Annotated in this window: 8 protein-coding genes; 5 read left to right on the forward strand and 3 right to left on the reverse strand. The window is 65.8% G+C overall.

Features of this window, described 5'->3' with window-relative positions; genetic code table 11:
• Nucleotides 1-267 precede the first annotated feature (267 nt).
• The 5 genes from G606_RS0108815 to G606_RS0108835 all read left to right on the forward strand — a co-directional run bounded on the left by G606_RS0108815 (nucleotide 268) and on the right by G606_RS0108835 (nucleotide 7,600).
• Nucleotides 268-1,611 carry an AAA family ATPase gene (locus tag G606_RS0108815; RefSeq protein WP_026645635.1) on the forward strand — a complete coding sequence of 448 codons (1,344 nt, stop codon included), beginning with the start codon at nucleotides 268-270 and terminating at the stop codon, nucleotides 1,609-1,611.
• 95 nt (nucleotides 1,612-1,706) lie between these two features.
• A complete protein-coding gene (locus G606_RS0108820) occupies nucleotides 1,707-2,933 on the forward strand; it encodes a DUF58 domain-containing protein (RefSeq protein ID WP_026645636.1) in 1,227 nt (408 codons plus the stop codon).
• Nucleotides 2,930-5,458: a transglutaminase domain-containing protein gene (locus tag G606_RS0108825; RefSeq protein ID WP_026645637.1), complete on the forward strand. Its 2,529-nt coding sequence runs from the start codon at nucleotides 2,930-2,932 to the stop codon at nucleotides 5,456-5,458. The genes G606_RS0108820 and G606_RS0108825 overlap by 4 nt, the downstream gene beginning before the upstream one ends.
• A gap of 34 nt (nucleotides 5,459-5,492) precedes the next feature.
• Entirely contained in the window at nucleotides 5,493-6,686 is a 1,194-nt protein-coding gene (locus tag G606_RS10830; RefSeq protein WP_051198806.1) for a PP2C family protein-serine/threonine phosphatase, read from the forward strand.
• A 140-nt stretch (nucleotides 6,687-6,826) separates the two neighbouring features.
• Nucleotides 6,827-7,600, forward strand: coding sequence for a variant leucine-rich repeat-containing protein (locus G606_RS0108835; protein WP_026645638.1), 774 nt, complete (start codon nucleotides 6,827-6,829; stop codon nucleotides 7,598-7,600).
• A gap of 299 nt (nucleotides 7,601-7,899) precedes the next feature.
• On the opposite strand, the gene G606_RS0108840 is transcribed toward G606_RS0108835, so the two are convergent.
• The 3 genes from G606_RS0108840 to rpoB form a co-directional block, all read right to left on the reverse strand.
• Nucleotides 7,900-8,631 carry an FHA domain-containing protein gene (locus tag G606_RS0108840; RefSeq protein ID WP_026645639.1) on the reverse strand — a complete coding sequence of 244 codons (732 nt, stop codon included), beginning with the start codon at nucleotides 8,629-8,631 and terminating at the stop codon, nucleotides 7,900-7,902.
• Nucleotides 8,632-8,813: 182 nt separating this feature from the next.
• On the reverse strand, nucleotides 8,814-12,842 hold the full coding sequence (locus G606_RS0108845) for a DNA-directed RNA polymerase subunit beta' (protein WP_026645640.1): 4,029 nt from the start codon (nucleotides 12,840-12,842) through the stop codon (nucleotides 8,814-8,816).
• A 53-nt stretch (nucleotides 12,843-12,895) separates the two neighbouring features.
• On the reverse strand, nucleotides 12,896-16,456 hold the full coding sequence (gene rpoB, locus G606_RS0108850; RefSeq protein WP_026645641.1) for a DNA-directed RNA polymerase subunit beta: 3,561 nt from the start codon (nucleotides 16,454-16,456) through the stop codon (nucleotides 12,896-12,898).
• Nucleotides 16,457-16,725 lie beyond the last annotated feature (269 nt).

The raw sequence follows: 16,725 nt of genomic DNA on the forward strand, positions 1-16,725 counted from the left end.
GCAGTAACGAATCATCACCAAACAACTCATCCACACATCGAACTATCAACACAAGCCATCATCAACACAAGGAGTCAGCAGATGACGAAGCCCAACGAGACCCCGCACGGGAAGGACATCGACGAGGAGACGGTGCTCGCCGGCACCGATGAATCGGCGGTCGAGAACGCGGCCGCCGCGAGCGCGGACGAGACGGTGCTCGCCGGAACGTCGATGCCGAAGCCGTCGGTGCCGCATGTCGTCATGCCCGATCTGCCGACGCGCGAGATGTTCGAGCACACGCATACGACGACCGACACCGACCTCGACGACGAAGGCACGGTCCTCGCGACATCGACGACTGCGACATCGACGTCTTCTGCGACGTCCGCCACGCCGATGAGCGCCACCGAGACGATCGTCGCCGCGGCCGAGACGACGACGCCGGTGACCGCGCCGGTCGTCACGCCGCCAGTCGTCATGCCGCCCGCATCGGCGACCACGTCGATGCCGTCCACGCCAGCCGTCTCCGCTACTCCCTCCATCTCCACTACTCCCTCCGTCTCCGCACCCTCCGTCTCCGCGCCGGTCGTGCACTCCCCCGCCGGCATGACGGCGACCGTGCACAACGCGCTGCCGCCGATCGGCGCCGTCGCCGGCACCGGCGCGGCGAGCAACGACGAGATCACCGACTTCCGCCGCCACTTCTCGGCGATCGTCGACAACGTCTCGCAGGCCGTCGTCGGCAAGGAGACGCCGATCCGCCAATGCGTCACCGCGCTCGTCGCCGGCGGCCACGTGCTGCTCGAGGACAATCCGGGCACCGGCAAGACGCAGCTGGCGCGCGCGCTTGCGAACTCGGTCAGCATCTCGTTCAAGCGCATCCAGTTCACGCCGGACCTGCTGCCGTCGGACGTTGTCGGCGTCACGTTCTACGACCAGAAGACCGGCGAATTCAGCTTCCGCGAAGGCCCGATCTTCGCGTCGATCGTCCTCGCCGACGAAATCAACCGCGCCTCGCCGAAGACGCAGTCGGCGATGCTCGAGGTCATGGAGGAGCAGAAGGTGACCGTCGACGGCCACACGCATCCGGTGCCGCAGCCCTTCATCGTCATCGCGACGCAGAACCCGATCGAGCAGCTCGGCACGTATAAACTGCCGGAAGCGCAGATGGACCGTTTCCTGATCAAGACGACGATCGGCTATCCGTCGACCGAATACAGCCTCGACATCCTGCGCCAGGTGAACATCACCGACCGCGCCGGCGAACTCAAGGCCGTCGCGAGCGGCGACGACATCCTCGCGATGCGCACGATCGCGAACAAGGTCAGGGTGGCCGACGCGATCCTCGAATACATCATGCGCATCGTCGAAAGCACCCGCCATGACGAAAGCATCGCCGTCGGCTCGTCGATGCGCGGCGCGCTCGCGCTCACACGCTGCGCGCGCGTCTGGGCAGCCGCCGACGGACGCGGCTACGTGATCCCTGACGACGTCAAGGCGCTCGCCGTGCCGGTGCTCGCCCACCGTATCCTGCTCACGTCGGACGCCGTGTTCGCGGCGAACACGCCAGAGGACGTGCTCACGCGTATCCTCGGCGAGATCCCCGCTCCGCAGCTCGACGTGCACTGAGCATTGTGCACCGATGTGGATTGCGCGGTGGATGTTCGCCGCCGACAATCCACATCGCCGTCATCCCGTTCCCGTTACCTCGGAAGGTTCATCCCATGACCGATTCGGCACTGCGCTCCAGGGCCCGCAAACGTGCGTTCATCCGCGGTTGGAGCCGTTTCACGCGCCGCGTGCGCCACTTCGTCACCGCCTACGTCTCCCCGCTCGGATGGACGGCGCTCGCGCTCGCCGTCACCGGCCTCGTGCTCTATCTCACGCTCGGCTACGCGGAGATGCTCGCGATGTGCCTCGTGCTCGTGACGATGCTGCTCGCCGCGCTCGTCCTGTCGATCGGCAACACGTCCTTCGACGCGACGATCGACGTCTCCGACCGCCGCGTTGGCGTCGGCGACGAGGTCGCCGTGCAGGTCGACGTCACGAATCCGGGCACGACGCCGACGGCGAGCGCGCGCGCCGACCTTCCGCTCGGCGCCGAGCACGAACGATTCCCGATCCCAATGCTCGCGGCGCACCAGTCGAAGCACACGACGGTCACGTTCCGTGCACTGTCGCGTTCGGTGCTCGCCGTCGGCCCGCTGACGATCCGCAAAGGCGACCCCTTCGGCCTGATGCGCCACGAGCATCAGCTCGCCGACCATTTCAACGTCTACATCCATCCGGACATCGTCATGCTCGACTCGCTGCACGCCGGCATCCCGCGAGACCTCGAAGGCAACCCGAGCGGCGATATCGTCGACGACGACCTCGACTTCTACGGCCTGCGCGAATACGAACCCGGCGACGACGTGCGCCACGTGCACTGGCTCAGCTCGGCGCGCACGAGCACACTGATGCTGCGCCAGTACGAGGCGACGCGCCGCACCGACACGTCGGTGACGCTCGACGTCAACCCGGACGACTATCTGAGCAAGGACGAGTTCGAACTCGCCGTCAGCGTGCACGCGTCGATCGGCGTGCAGGCGCTGCTCGAGGACCGTCCGCTCTACACGCATGTGGCGCGCACGAACCTCAACCCGCGCAATCCGATGGAGCTGCTCGACGCGTGCAGCGCAATCGAACCCGACTTCCGAGACCGTCGCAACCTCGCGCAGGAGGCGCTCGCCGCGACGCCGGACGCGTCCTTCTACTGCTTCACCGTAGGACACGCGAAACCGCTTGACGACATCCGCCGCATGATGATGGCGCTGCCGCCGAACGCGACGTGCCTCGTGCTGCAAACGTCGCCGAACGAGCCGCGCACACTGCGCCGTTTCCCCGATTTCACGCTCGCGACCGTCAACACACTCGACGACCTTCCGCAGATCATGGGGGCACTGAGATGAGCATGGCACCGACTTCGATCCCCGACGCGTCGCTGACGACCGGCGGCACGCAGACGTCGACCGAGACCGGCTCGTGGGCGATGACGACGCATTCGGTCATCTGGTCGACGAACACCGGCAAGCCGACGCATCGCATCGTCCGTGAGAAGACCGAGGCGAAGCCCGCGCTCGTCTCGTGCACCGTCGTCGCCATCGTGACGCTGCTGTGCACCGCGAACCTCATCGATGTCTACGGTTCGGCCGGCGCGTGGGCGACCGCCGCCGTGCCGGCCGCCGTCATCGGCGCGCTCATCGCCTTCGCCGGCGTCGCGCCGCCGCTGCGACTGTGGTGGCAGCTGTTCTTCCTCGTGTTCGCGCAGTGGATCGTCGGCCCCGTCATCTGTCTCAATGACACGACGATCGGCCGTGTCATCCCCTCGCTCGAAACGCTGCGGCTCGGCTGGCGCGAAACCTTCGGATCGTTCAAATATCTGATCGCGATCGAGCCGCCGGTCGGCGACGCGCAGGGGGCGCTGCTCGCCGTCTGGACGCTGTGCCTGTGGACGGCGGCGATCGCCGGCTTCTTCGCGCTGCTCGACGATCCGCGCTGGTCGGTCGCGGCGATCGTGCTCGAGATCGCGGCGATGTGCGCGTGCGCGCTGCTCGGCACGGCGGATGGCGTCGCGCGCATCCCCTGCGGCATCGCGTTCGCGCTCGTCCTCATCGTCTGGCTGTCGTGGCGCATGCGAATGTTCGAATCGGGACGATGGATCAGTTCGCTCGTCATCGTCGTGCTCGCCGCGGCCGTCGCCTTCGGCGGCTGCCTGCTGCTGCCGGCGCAGCGCACGATCCTGCGTGACCACTACGAGCCGCCGCTGAGCCCGAACGACTACACGAGCCCGCTGAGCACGATGCGCGCGTACATCAAATCGTACAAGGACACGACGGTGCTCACCGTGCACGGACTGCCGGAAGGCACATGCGTGCGGCTCGCTGTCATGGACCGCTTCGACGGCAACGTGTGGAACCTCTCCGATTCGAGGGAGTCGCGCGATTCGGCGAACTATGCGCGCGTCGGCACGTCGATCCGCAACGATGCCGAAGGCAGGCCGTTCACGGCGAAGTTCACGGTGCGCGACGGCCTCGGCGACGACTGGCTGCCGCTCGCCGGCGCGGCCACGTCAGTGCGATTCGGCAACGAGAAAAACGCGGAATCGTTCTACTACAACGTCGGTACCGACTCCGGCCTGCTGCGTGATGGCGTGAAGAAGGGACTGACGTATACCGAACACGGCATCATCCCCGACGAGCCGAGCGACAAGCAGATCGCCGAAGCTGAGGCGGCGCGCATCGACCAGCCGAAGGCCGACGACGTGCCGAACGAGGTCGGCAAGCTCGCGTCGGCGACGGCCGGCGGGAAATCGCACGGCGGCGAGGCGGCGCAGCAGCTCGTCGCGATGCTGCGCGACCAAGGATGGTTCTCGCACGGCCTTGGCTCCGACTACCAATCAAGCCCCGGACATGGCAACCATCGCATCGCGCAGCTGCTCGGCGGCGAAATGGTCGGCGACAGCGAACAGTACGCGTCGGCGATGGCGTTGATGGCGCGCGAACTCGGTCTGCCGAGCCGCGTCGTACTCGGCTTCCTGCCGAAGGACAAGGACGGCGACATCTCGAACGCGCGCACGCAGACGGAAGGCGACGGCACCATCATCGACTTCACCGGCAACGACGTGACCGCATGGGTCGAAATCAATCTCGAAGGCTACGGGTGGGTGCCGTTCTATCCGACGCCGAAGGAGACGAAGACGCCGGACGACGACCAGAACCTCACGCCGCCGAATCCGCAGAACCTCGTGCGGCAGCCGCCGCTGCCGCTCACCGATCCGCTGCGCGACGAGACGAACACGACGAGCCAGTCGTCGTTCGGCGGCACCGAGGCGGCGGAAGCGCCCGAACCGTCGAAATGGGCGCAGGCGGGACGCGTCATCGGCAAGGTCGCGCTCTACGGTTCGCCGCTGTGGATCGTGCTGCTCATCGTCGGCGCGATCCTGCTCGGCAAGGCGATCCAGCTCGCGATGCTGCGCAAACGCGGACGCCCGCAGATGCGCATGGCCTCGGGATGGCAGTCGGTCGCCGTGCTCGCGCGGCAGAGCGGCATCGACGCGCACGGCACACGCCGCGAGCAGGCGCAGCAGATCACCGAACAGCTCAAACTCGATCCGACGGCGATGCAGTCGGCCTGCAGGCAGGCGGACTACGCGACCTTCTCCGGGCAGGACGTCAGCGATGAGCAGGCGTCGACGTATTGGCACGCCATCGACGAACTGCGCGCGGCGATGCTCGCGACACTGCCACGCATGCGACGCTGGCGCACGAAACTGTCGCTGCGCGGCGTGCGGCAGATGAAACCGGTCGATGTGACGGTCGGGTATCATAAGGCCGAGGCGAACGACGAGAAACAGTCGGCGCCGCGCCGCGCCGGCGAATCAGCGTCGGCGGACAGCAAGCACAGGAAGCGCCGTTTCTCCCATGCGCGTCACTGACGCAGGCAGCGGGGAACGGGTAGGAAGGACGCGCATGCAACAGGCAGTCATCAGTGTCGCTGCGCTCACCGATATCGGACGCAGGCGCCGCACGAACCAGGACAGCTGGCTCGCCGAACGCGGCGTCTACATGGTCTGCGACGGCATGGGCGGCGAATCGGGAGGCGAACGCGCCAGCGCGATCGCCGTCGAGGATCTCGCCCAGCTCGCACGGGAGGCGTCGCGCACGCGCGCCTCGATCGAGGAGACTCTCGAGCGCGCGCAGTCGCGCACGCGTGCGCTCGGGCTCACGCTCGGCGGCATCGCCGGCACGACGGTCACCGGTGTCGTGCTGCCGCAATGGTTCGCGGCGCCCGGCGGTTCGGCGGGGGCTGCGGACCGTGGGGTTGCAGACGGCAGCGAGGACGAGGATGTCGCGACGGCCGACGAACTCGAATGCGGGCGCGCTGACGGGGCGACGCATTTCGCCGACGCGCACCGCAAGCCGACGACGACGCATCACCCGAAACACAGCGCGCAGTACAACGCAATCGCGACGCTCGGCGCAATCGACGAACTGCGGCCACTCTCCGGATTCGGCGACGATTGGGACGCGACGCAGCCGGGCACCGACCTCGGCGGCGGCACGGACACGGCACGCTTCGGCGAACATCGCGCCGACGTCGCGCCCGACGCATGGTCAATCGCGATCAGGCAGCTGCTGCCGGACGCCGAGCCGCACATGTGCTACGTCGTCAACGTCGGCGATTCTCGCACCTACCATATGAGCCCCGACACCGACGGCCATTGGGACGCCGCCTCGCTCACGCAGATCACGCACGACCATTCGCGCAGGCAGGAGGCGATCGAATCCGGCGAAATGACACCCGAGGAGGCGGAACGCTCGATCGCACGCAACGTCATCACGCAGTGCGTCGGCTCGCCGATGGGCATCCGCCCAGATTTCTTCATGGCGGACGCGGCGGGACGGTTCATCATTTGTTCGGACGGCTGCCATGGCGAGATCGATGATGCTACGATTGCACACGTTGCAGCGCAGCACGACACGGCCGACGCGGCGGCGCACGCGTTGATCGACGCGTCGCTCGAAGCGGGCGGCGGCGACAACGTCACCGTCATCGTCGTCGACATGCCGTGGGACGCCGAACGCACCGAAGCATGGCACTGCGAACGACTCGAGGTCGACGAGGATCTCTCGGACATCGACGACACGACGCTGCAGACGTGAATACGATTGCACGGCGGACGTGAGACGATGCAGTGGCGACGGGCACGAAGACGATAAGTTAAGAACAAGGACATGGTTTCGTCCTGCTGCGCGGCATCGTGCATGCGGCGCAGCGAGACGAGGGAAAAGAGGAACATATCATGGTCAGTTACGACGACGCGGTGGCGATCATCCAGGACCCGCAGGCCGACCCGGTCACGCTCGCGAAGGTCGCGTACGAGAATCCGGAATTCGGTGCAAACGTTGCAGCGCATCCGCGCGCCTATCCGGGACTGCTGCGCTGGATCGCGCAGTTCGGCGACGAACGCGCGCGCACCACCGTCGCGCAACTCGGATATCAGGCGCAGCTCGGCGCCGTCGAGGACCGTCAGGTCGACGCAGCCGCGATGGACGAGGCCGCCGCGATCGCTGCGGCGATCGACGCAGCGGAGGCGAATGCAGCGGGTACTGCTGGTCAGTCGGCGGCTGCCGCATCGCCGGTCGCCGACGCGCATCCGATCGCGTCGCAGACCGGCACCGTCGAATATGCGATGGCCGAAGCGCAGCCGGTCTCCTTCGAGCCGGCGCAGCCGACCGGCGTCGACATGCTCAGCGAGCAGTTCGACAGTATGGACGCCTCGCAGACCGGCATGGATGCGGCTGCCGCGCAGCCGGTCGCCGCGCAGCCGGTCGCCGCGCAGCCGGAGCAGCCGGCGTATGCGCAGATTCAGCCGCAGAATCCCTACGGTTTCACCGCCGAGGTCGCGATGACGACGCCGGATACGGCGGTCATGCAGCAGATCGCGCAGTACGCGCCCGAACTGCATCCGGCGCTCGCGCAGAACCCGTACATCTATCCGGAACTGCTCAACTGGCTCGCCATGCTCGGCGAACCCGCGACGAACGCGTCGATCGCCCAGCGACAGCAGCACTGAGTCCGCCGTCGTATGCGGTGCAGTCCGGTTTGCGAACATCCTGTGCGGGCTACGCACCCGGCATGTTCGCAAACCGGCCCCGTAGCGATCATGCCGGACGCATTGCGCCCCGGTCGCAATCGCAAACCACCCCTACCGCGATCGCTTGGGGTGCAGTGACACCCTGTCGCGATTGCAAACGCCCCGATGGCGATCATCCCGGATGTATCACGCACCTGGGATGATCACTATGCGGCAGTTGGAGCGACCGACCAGACGGTTCCGTCCCGCTCCCCCGCCAACGACGGCCGTTTATTCGGCTATTCGGCGGCGTCCTCGAAATCGAAGACCTGATCGCCGATGCGCACCTTGCACGGTGCCGTGAGCCGCATCGGCGTGCCTTTGACGACCTGACGCTCGCCTTCGTCGTCGATGACATAGGTGCCGTTGAGCGAACCGTAGTCCTCGATCCACAGCGAGCCGTCCTGATCGAAGCTGATCGCCGCATGGTTGCGAGACACGGTGCGCGTCGGGTCGACAAGCCGCACCGACTTCGCGCCCTGCGGAATGTCCTGCGACGGCTTGCGTCCCATGAGCACGCCCATGTCGACGACGATGCTCTGGCCGGTGATCGCGTTGACGAGACGGTAGACGTGGCGCGGTTCCTTCTTCATGAACGCCGTCGACAGCACGGTGCCGTCCCATTCGTCGCTGCCTTCGGCGCCTTCCTCGGCCGTGTATTCGAGGTCGTCGCCCAGATGGGCGTTGTAGGAGTCGTCCGGGATGAGCGCCGGCTGCTCCGATGTGTTCGCGTTGATATGTTCCTCTTCTTGGAAGGGCGATGCGACGACCGGCTGCGCTGCCTGCTCAACCGATTCAATCGGCTGTTCGACCGCCTGCTGCGCGGCGACCGCCTGCTCAACGACCGGTTGCTCAGCAACGTCCTGCTGCGGCGTGGTGCCGCGGTGTTCAGGGACGAGCATGTCCGTTTCGACTTCGTCGTCGGCGTACCAACCCATCTCTGGCGCCGGAGGATACGGTAATTTCTGCATAATCCAGTCTTAGCACATCGCCTTGGAAAACCGCGCATCCCCGCCACGGTGTGGACGCGCGGATACGGCGAAGGGCGCCTCCCATCCACGATGAGAGACGCCCTTCACTGCAGACCGCTGCAAACTGCAGCAACCGTTACAACCACTCGCCGTCGGCGCGCGCTGCGCCGACGAGCGAACGGTCAGAACTTGAAGTCGTCGCCGAGATCGCCGCCGAGGTCCTCCTGGCCGCCGTTGTCGTCCAGGAAGTCGTCCGGGTTGAAGTCATCGCCGAGCTTGAGGTCGCCGAAATCGATGTTCGAGAAGTCGACGTCGGACATGTCGCCATCGCCGAACTCGCCGCCGAGCCCGTCGTCACCGAGACCGAAGTTCGGGTAGATCGTGTCGCGGATCGCCTTGTCCGGCTCGACGACGGCGTTGCGGTAACGCGCAAGGCCGGTGCCCGCCGGGATGAGCTTGCCGATGATGACGTTCTCCTTGAGGCCCTTGAGGTCGTCTTCCTTCTCGTTGAGCGCGGCTTCGGTGAGCACGCGAGTCGTCTCCTGGAAGGATGCCGCGGACAGCCACGAGTCGGTCGCGAGCGACGCCTTCGTGATGCCCATGAGCTCCGGACGGCCCGCCGCCGGCTTGCCGCCGTTGGCGACGGCCGCGCGGTTCGCCTCGGTGAAGCGCGCACGGTCGACGAGTTCGCCCGGCAGCAGCGTCGTGTCACCGGAATCGATGACGGTGATGCGACGCAGCATCTGGTGGACGATGACCTCGATGTGCTTGTCGTGGATGTCGACGCCCTGCGAGCGGTACACGTTGTGCACTTCCTCGACGATGTTCTTCTGCGCGGCGTTCGGGCCGAGGATACGCAGAATCTTCTTCGGGTCGACCGAACCTTCGATCAGCTGCGTGCCGGCTTCGACGTGCTCGCCGTCCTTGACGAGGAGCGGCGCGCGACGGGTCACCGGGTAGGCTTCCTCTTCGCTGCCGTCGTCGGGCTTGATGAAGACCTGACGACCGCGTTCGCTGTCCTCGATCCTCACGGTGCCGGCGACCTGCGCGATCGGCGCCTCGCCCTTCGGCGTACGCGCCTCGAAAAGCTCGGTGACACGCGGCAGACCCTGCGTGATATCCGATGCCGACGCGACGCCGCCGGAGTGGAACGAACGCAGCGTCAGCTGCGTGCCCGGTTCGCCGATTGACTGCGCGGCGACGATACCGACCGCCTCGCCGACGTCGACGAGCTTGTTCGTCGCGAGCGACCAGCCGTAGCACTTCGCGCACACGCCGCGCTTCGACTCGCAGGTGAGCACCGAACGTCCCTTGACCTCTTCGACGCCGTGCGCGACGAGATCGTTGAGCACGTCCATCGACAGCGCGTCACCGGCGTGGTAGAGCACGGTCTCGCCGTCGGCCGGGTCGATGACATCGGCCGCGAGCAGACGCGAGTATGGACCGCCGTCGGCCGCCTTGACGAGCACGAGGTTGCCGTCCTCGTCGCGTTCGGCGACCTTCATCGTCAGGCCGCGCTTCGTACCGCAATCCTCTTCGCGGACGATGACTTCCTGCGAGACGTCGACGAGTCGACGGGTCAGGTAGCCCGATTCCGCCGTACGCAGTGCCGTATCGGCCAGACCCTTGCGCGCGCCGTGCTGCGAGATGAAGTACTCGAGCACGGACAGGCCGTCGCGGTAGTTCGACTTGACCGGTCGGGGGATGATCTCGCCCTTCGGGTTCGCCACGAGGCCTCGCATACCCGCGATCTGGCGGATCTGCATCCAGTTGCCTCGTGCGCCGGACTGCACCATGATGTTCACGTTGTTATCGTCATGGAAGTTCTCGCGCATCGCCTCGGCGACCTTGTCGGTGCACTCGGTCCACAGGTTGATGAGCTCCTGACGGCGCTCCTCCTCGGTGAGCAGACCAAGGTCGTACTGGCTGTTGACCTTCGCGGCCTCGTCCTCGTAGCCCTTGATGATCTCCTCACGGTCCGCCGGGGCGACGATGTCCGAGAAGGCCATCGTGACGCCCGACCACGGCGCACGCGTGAAGCCGAGGTCCTTGAGCGCGTCGAGGACGGCGGCGACCTGCTGCGTCGAGTAGCGCGTCGCGATGTCGTCGACGATCTTCGAGAGCTTGCCCTTCGGGCACTGCTCGTTGATGAACGGGTAGTTCACCGGCAGCGTCTCGTTGAACAGGATGCGGCCGAGCGACGTCGCGAACAGCACGGTGCCGTCAGTGAAGCGCTCCTCCTTGACGATGTCCGGGCTGCCCGGCTCCGGGTCGACGACCTTGACCTCGCCCGGCTCCCAGTCCTTCGGCAGCACGAAGTCCTCAGGAAGGCGGATGAGCACCTTGGCCTGCATGTCGATCTCGTGGCGGTCGAGCGCCATCTGCGCCTCGTCGAGCGACGAGAAGACGCGACCTTGACCCTTCGCGCCGTCGACGACGGTGCTCAGGTAGTACAGGCCGAGGATCATGTCCTGCGACGGCATCGTGACGGTGTGGCCGTCGGCCGGCTTGAGGATGTTGTCCGAAGCGAGCATCAGCGAGCGAGCCTCGGCCTGGGCCTCAGCCGACAGCGGCAGATGGACAGCCATCTGGTCGCCGTCGAAGTCAGCGTTGAACGCGGCGCAGGCCAACGGCGGAAGGTGGATCGCCTTGCCTTCGACGAGGATCGGCTCGAAGGCCTGGATGCCCAGACGGTGCAGCGTAGGCGCACGGTTGAGCAGGACCGGGTGCTCGGAGATGACCTCTTCGAGCACGCCCCAGACCTCGGCGTCGCCACGGTCGACGAGACGCTTCGCGCTCTTCATGTTCTGCGCGTAGTTGAGGTCGACGAGACGCTTGATGACGAAGGGCTTGAACAGCTCAAGCGCCATCGGCTTCGGCAGACCGCACTGGTGCATGCGCAGCGACGGGCCGACGACGATGACCGAACGGCCCGAGTAGTCGACGCGCTTACCAAGCAGGTTCTGGCGGAAACGGCCCTGCTTGCCCTTAAGCATGTCGGACAGCGACTTGAGCGGACGGTTCGAGGCACCGGTGACCGGGCGGCCACGGCGGCCGTTGTCGAACAGCGAGTCGACGGCCTCCTGGAGCATGCGCTTCTCGTTGTTGAGCATGATCTCCGGGGCGCCGAGCTCGATGAGTCGCTTGAGTCGGTTGTTGCGGTTGATGACGCGGCGGTACAGGTCGTTGAGGTCGGAGGTCGCGAAGCGGCCGCCGTCGAGCTGCACCATCGGGCGCAGATCCGGCGGGATGACCGGGATCACGTCAAGGACCATCGCCTCCGGCTTGTTGCCTGTCGTCAGGAACGCGTTGACGACCTTGAGACGCTTGAGGGCGCGGGCCTTGCGCTGGCCGGTGCCGGTCTCAATCTCCTCGCGCAGTTCCTTCGCGGCGGCTTCGAGGTCGAAGTCCTGCAGGCGCTTCTTGATCGCCTCGGCGCCCATGCAGCCTTCGAAGTAGTCGCCGTAGCGGTCCTCCATCTCGCGCCACAGGTCGACGTCGTTCTCCATGTCGCCCGGCTTGAGGTTCTTGAACTTGTCGAAGACCGCGCCGAGGCGTGCGATCTGGTCGTCGTAGCGCTGGCGGATCGCCGCCATGTCGCGTTCGGCGCCGTTGCGCAGCTTCGTACGGGCGCTGCCCTTGACCTCGCCGTCGGCTTCGAGCTCGGCCAGATCGGCCTCGACCTTCTTCGCGCGCTCCTCGATCTCGTTGTCGCGGCGGCGTTCGAGGTTCTTCACCTCGGTGTCGAATTCCTCCTGCAGATCCGGCAGATCCTGGTGGCGCTGTTCGTCGTCGACCTTCGTGACCATGTAGGACGCGAAGTAGATGACCTTCTCGAGTTCCTTCGGCGCGATGCCGAGCAGGTAGCCCAGACGGCTTGGCACACCCTTGAAGAACCAGATGTGCGTGACCGGCGCGGCCAGCTCGATGTGGCCCATGCGCTCGCGGCGCACGCGGCTGCGCGTCACTTCGACGCCGCAGCGCTCGCACACGATGCCCTTGAAGCGCACGCGCTTGTACTTGCCGCACGCGCACTCCCAGTCACGCGTCGGTCCGAAGATCTGTTCGCCGAACAGGCCGTCCTTCTCCGGCTTGAGCGTGCGGTAGTTGATGGTCTCCGGCTTCTTGACTTCGCCGTAGCTCCAGCCACGGATGTCGTCCGCGGTGGCCAGGCCGATTTTCAGTTTGTCAAATGCGTTGACGTCCAGCACTTACGTTTGTCCTGTCTGTGTAGGTTCTTGTTTCTCTTGAATGACTCGTGTGATTACTTGTATTCAGGTTCATCAACGATTTGGTCGGCCTTCGCCGCGGCGTCCGGGCGGGCGCCGATGTTGAAGCCGAGGTCGTTGGAGGAGGAGACCGGATCGTCGTCCTCTTCCTTCATGTCGATCGCGACGCCTTCGGCGTTGAGCACTTCGACGTTGAGGGACAGGGACTGCATTTCCTTGAGGAGCACCTTGAACGACTCGGGGATGCCCGCCGGCGGCAGGTTATCGCCCTTGACGATCGCGCCGTAGACGCGCACGCGGCCGTCGACGTCATCCGACTTCGTGGTCATCATCTCGTGCAGCGTGTAGGCGGCGCCGTAGGCTTCGAGCGCCCACACCTCCATCTCGCCGAAGCGCTGGCCGCCGAACTGCGCCTTGCCGCCGAGCGGCTGCTGCGTGATCATCGAGTACGGACCGGTCGAACGCGCGTGGATCTTGTCGTCGACGAGGTGGTGGAGCTTGAGCATGTACATGTAGCCCACCGAGATCGGCTTCGGGAACGGTTCGCCGGTGCGGCCGTCGAACAGCGTCGCCTTGCCGTCGGCGCCGACGAGCTTGTTGCCGTCGCGGTCGGTCAGCGTCGTCGAAAGCAGGCCCTTGAGCGTCTCCTGGCGCACGCCGTCGAAGACCGGCGTCGCGACCGGAGTGCCCGGCTCGCCCTTTTCGGCACCCTTCGGCACGTACTGCTTCCATTCGGCCTCGAGGTCCGGATCGAGTGAGATGTCCCAGCCCGCGTGCGCGACCCAGCCGAGGTGCAGTTCGAGCACCTGGCCGAGGTTCATTCGCGAAGGCACGCCGAGCGGGTTGAGCATGATGTCGACCGGGGTGCCGTCCGCGAGGAACGGCATGTCCTCTTCCGGCAGGATGCGCGAGATGACGCCCTTGTTGCCGTGGCGGCCCGAGAGCTTGTCGCCCTGCGTGATCTTGCGGTGCTGCGCGATGTAGACGCGGATCATCTGGTTGACGCCGTTGGGCAGCTCGTCGCCGTCCTCCTCGGCGTCCTCACGCGTGATCTCCTTGACGGCGATGACGGTGCCCGTCTCGCCGTGGGGCACGCGCAGCGACGTGTCGCGCACTTCGCGGCTCTTCTCGCCGAAGATCGCACGCAGCAGACGCTCCTCCGGGGTCAGCTCGGTCTCGCCCTTCGGCGTGACCTTGCCGACGAGGATGTCGCCGGCTTCGACTTCGGCGCCGATGCGGATGATGCCGCGCTCGTCGAGGTTCGCCACGGCGTCCTCGCCGACGTTCGGCAGGTCGCGCGTGATCTCCTCGGCGCCGAGCTTCGTCTCGCGGGCGTCGATCTCGTATTCCTCGATGTGGATCGAGGAGAGTGTGTCGTCCTGGACGAGGCGCTGCGAGATGATGACGGCGTCCTCGTAGTTGTAGCCGTTCCACGGCATGAACGCGACGAGCAGGTTCTTGCCGAGGGCCATCTCGCCCTTCTCGGTCGCCGGGCCGTCGGCCAGCACGGTGCCTTCCTCGACGCGTTCGCCGTCGTGGATGAGCGGGACCTGGTTGTAGCACGTCGTCTGGTTCGAACGCTGGAACTTCGCGAGCTTGTAGGAGCTCGTCGTGCCGTCGTCGTTCATGACACGGATGATGTCCGCGGACACGTAGGTGACCACGCCCGGCTTCTCGGCGAGGATGACGTCGCCGGAGTCGACCGCCGCACGCCATTCCGCGCCGGTGCCGACGAGCGGACGCTCGGACTTGATCAGCGGGACCGCCTGACGCTGCATGTTCGTACCCATCAGCGCTCGGTGGCCCTCGTCGTGCTCGAGGAACGGGATCAGCGACGCGCCGACGGAGACCATCTGACGCGGCGAGACATCCATGTAATCGACCATCTCGACCGGGACGTCCTCCGCCTCGCCGGCCGCGTCTCGCACGAGCGCTTCCTTCTCGACGAAGTTGCCGTTCGCGTCGAGCTTCTGGTTCGCCTGCGCGATGACGTGCTCGACGTCACGGTCCGCGGTCATGTACTCGACCTCGTTGGTCACATGGCCGTTGACGACCTTGCGGTACGGCGTCTCGATGAAGCCGAAGGGGTTGATGCGGCCGAAGGTAGCGAGCGAGCCGATAAGGCCGATGTTCGGGCCTTCAGGGGACTCGATCGGGCACATGCGTCCGAAGTGGGACGGGTGCACGTCGCGCACCTCCATCGACGCGCGGTCGCGCGACAGGCCGCCGGGGCCGAGGGCCGACAAGCGGCGCTTGTTCGTCACGCCCGCCAGCGGGTTGTTCTGGTCCATGAACTGCGAGAGCTGCGAAGTGCCGAAGAACTCCTTGATCGTCGCGTTGACCGGACGGATGTTGATGAGCGACTGCGGCGTGATCGCCTCGGCGTCCTGCGTCGTCATGCGTTCGCGCACGACGCGCTCCATGCGGCTCAGGCCGGTGCGCAGCTGGTTCTGGATCAGCTCGCCGACCTGGCGGATGCGGCGGTTGCCGAAGTGGTCGATGTCGTCGACGTCCACGCGCAGCTCGATGTCCTCGCCGTCGCGCTTGCCCGGGAACGTCGCGGCGCCGGCGTGCAGCGTCACGAGGTACTTGAGCGTCGCGATGATGTCCTCACGGCTGAGCGAACGGTCGTTGTAGTCCTTCTCGAGGCCGAGCTTGCGGTTGATCTTGTAGCGGCCGACGCGCGCCAGATCGTAGCGCTTCGTGTTGAAGTAGAAGGAGTCGAGCAGGTTCTTGCCGGCTTCCGGCGTCGCCGCGTCAGTCGGGCGGATCTTGCGGTAGAGGTCGACGAGGGCTTCGTCCTGCGAGTCGATCTTCTCGTTGTCGAGCGCATCGAGCACGAGCGGGTAGCCTTCGAAGGCCTCGCGGATCTCGGAGCGAGACATGCCGATCGCCATCAGGAAGACGATCGCCGACTGCTTGCGCTTGCGGTCGACGCGCACGCCGAGGAAGTCGCGCTTGTCGATCTCGAACTCGAGCCATGCGCCACGGCTCGGGATGATCTTCGCGCCGAAGATCTCCTTGTCCGAGGAGCGATCCTGCTGACGGTCGAAATAGACGCCCGGGGAACGCACGAGCTGCGAGACGATGACGCGCTCGGTGCCGCCGATGATGAAGGTGCCGTGCGGCGTCTGCAGCGGGAAGTCGCCCATGAAGACGGTCTGCGACTTGATCTCGCCGGTGTCGCCGTTCTCGAACTCGGCGTTGACGTACAGCGGCGCCGAATACGTGTAGTCCTTCTCCTTGCATTCCTGCACGGTGTGGCGCGGCTCTTCGAAGTACGGGTCGGAGAACGTCAGGCTCATCGTCTGCGAGTAGTTCTCGATCGGGGAGATCTCCTGGAAGACCTCGTCGAGGCCGGAGATGTGAGCGACGGTGTGCGTGCCCTTCTCCTCGTCCTCCTGGACGCGGGCCTGCCAGCGCTCGTTGCCGATCAGCCAGTCGAAGCTGTCGGTCTGCACGCCGAGCAGATACGGCACGTCGATGGGTTCGGCGATCGAGCCGAAGTTCACGCGATCCGACGCCTTGTGCAGGTCGATGTCCCGCTGGTCGGCACGCGCGATGATGGAAGTGGTGTTCGTCGTAGTCTCAGACAATGGACGTTCCTTATCGCTGCTTGTTGTTCGTAACTATGCTCACAGTCGGAAGCGCGGACACCGGCCGCCATATGCCGAGGTGCGCGGGCGCTTCGTCTTCGATAGCATGCCCGCCATATGACACACTAAGACACGAAATCAATATACTATCGATTCCAACCCCAGAAGCAATCGATATTCCGAAAATGTGAGCAATCTCACAGTATGCACTGTGTTATCGACAATCGCAGCAGTGTCGACGATGCTGCAGCGTTGTCGGCGTTCGCAGC

The organism is Bifidobacterium sp. AGR2158, assembly GCF_000424225.1.
GTDB classification, from domain to species: Bacteria; Actinomycetota; Actinomycetes; order Actinomycetales; family Bifidobacteriaceae; genus Bifidobacterium; species Bifidobacterium anseris.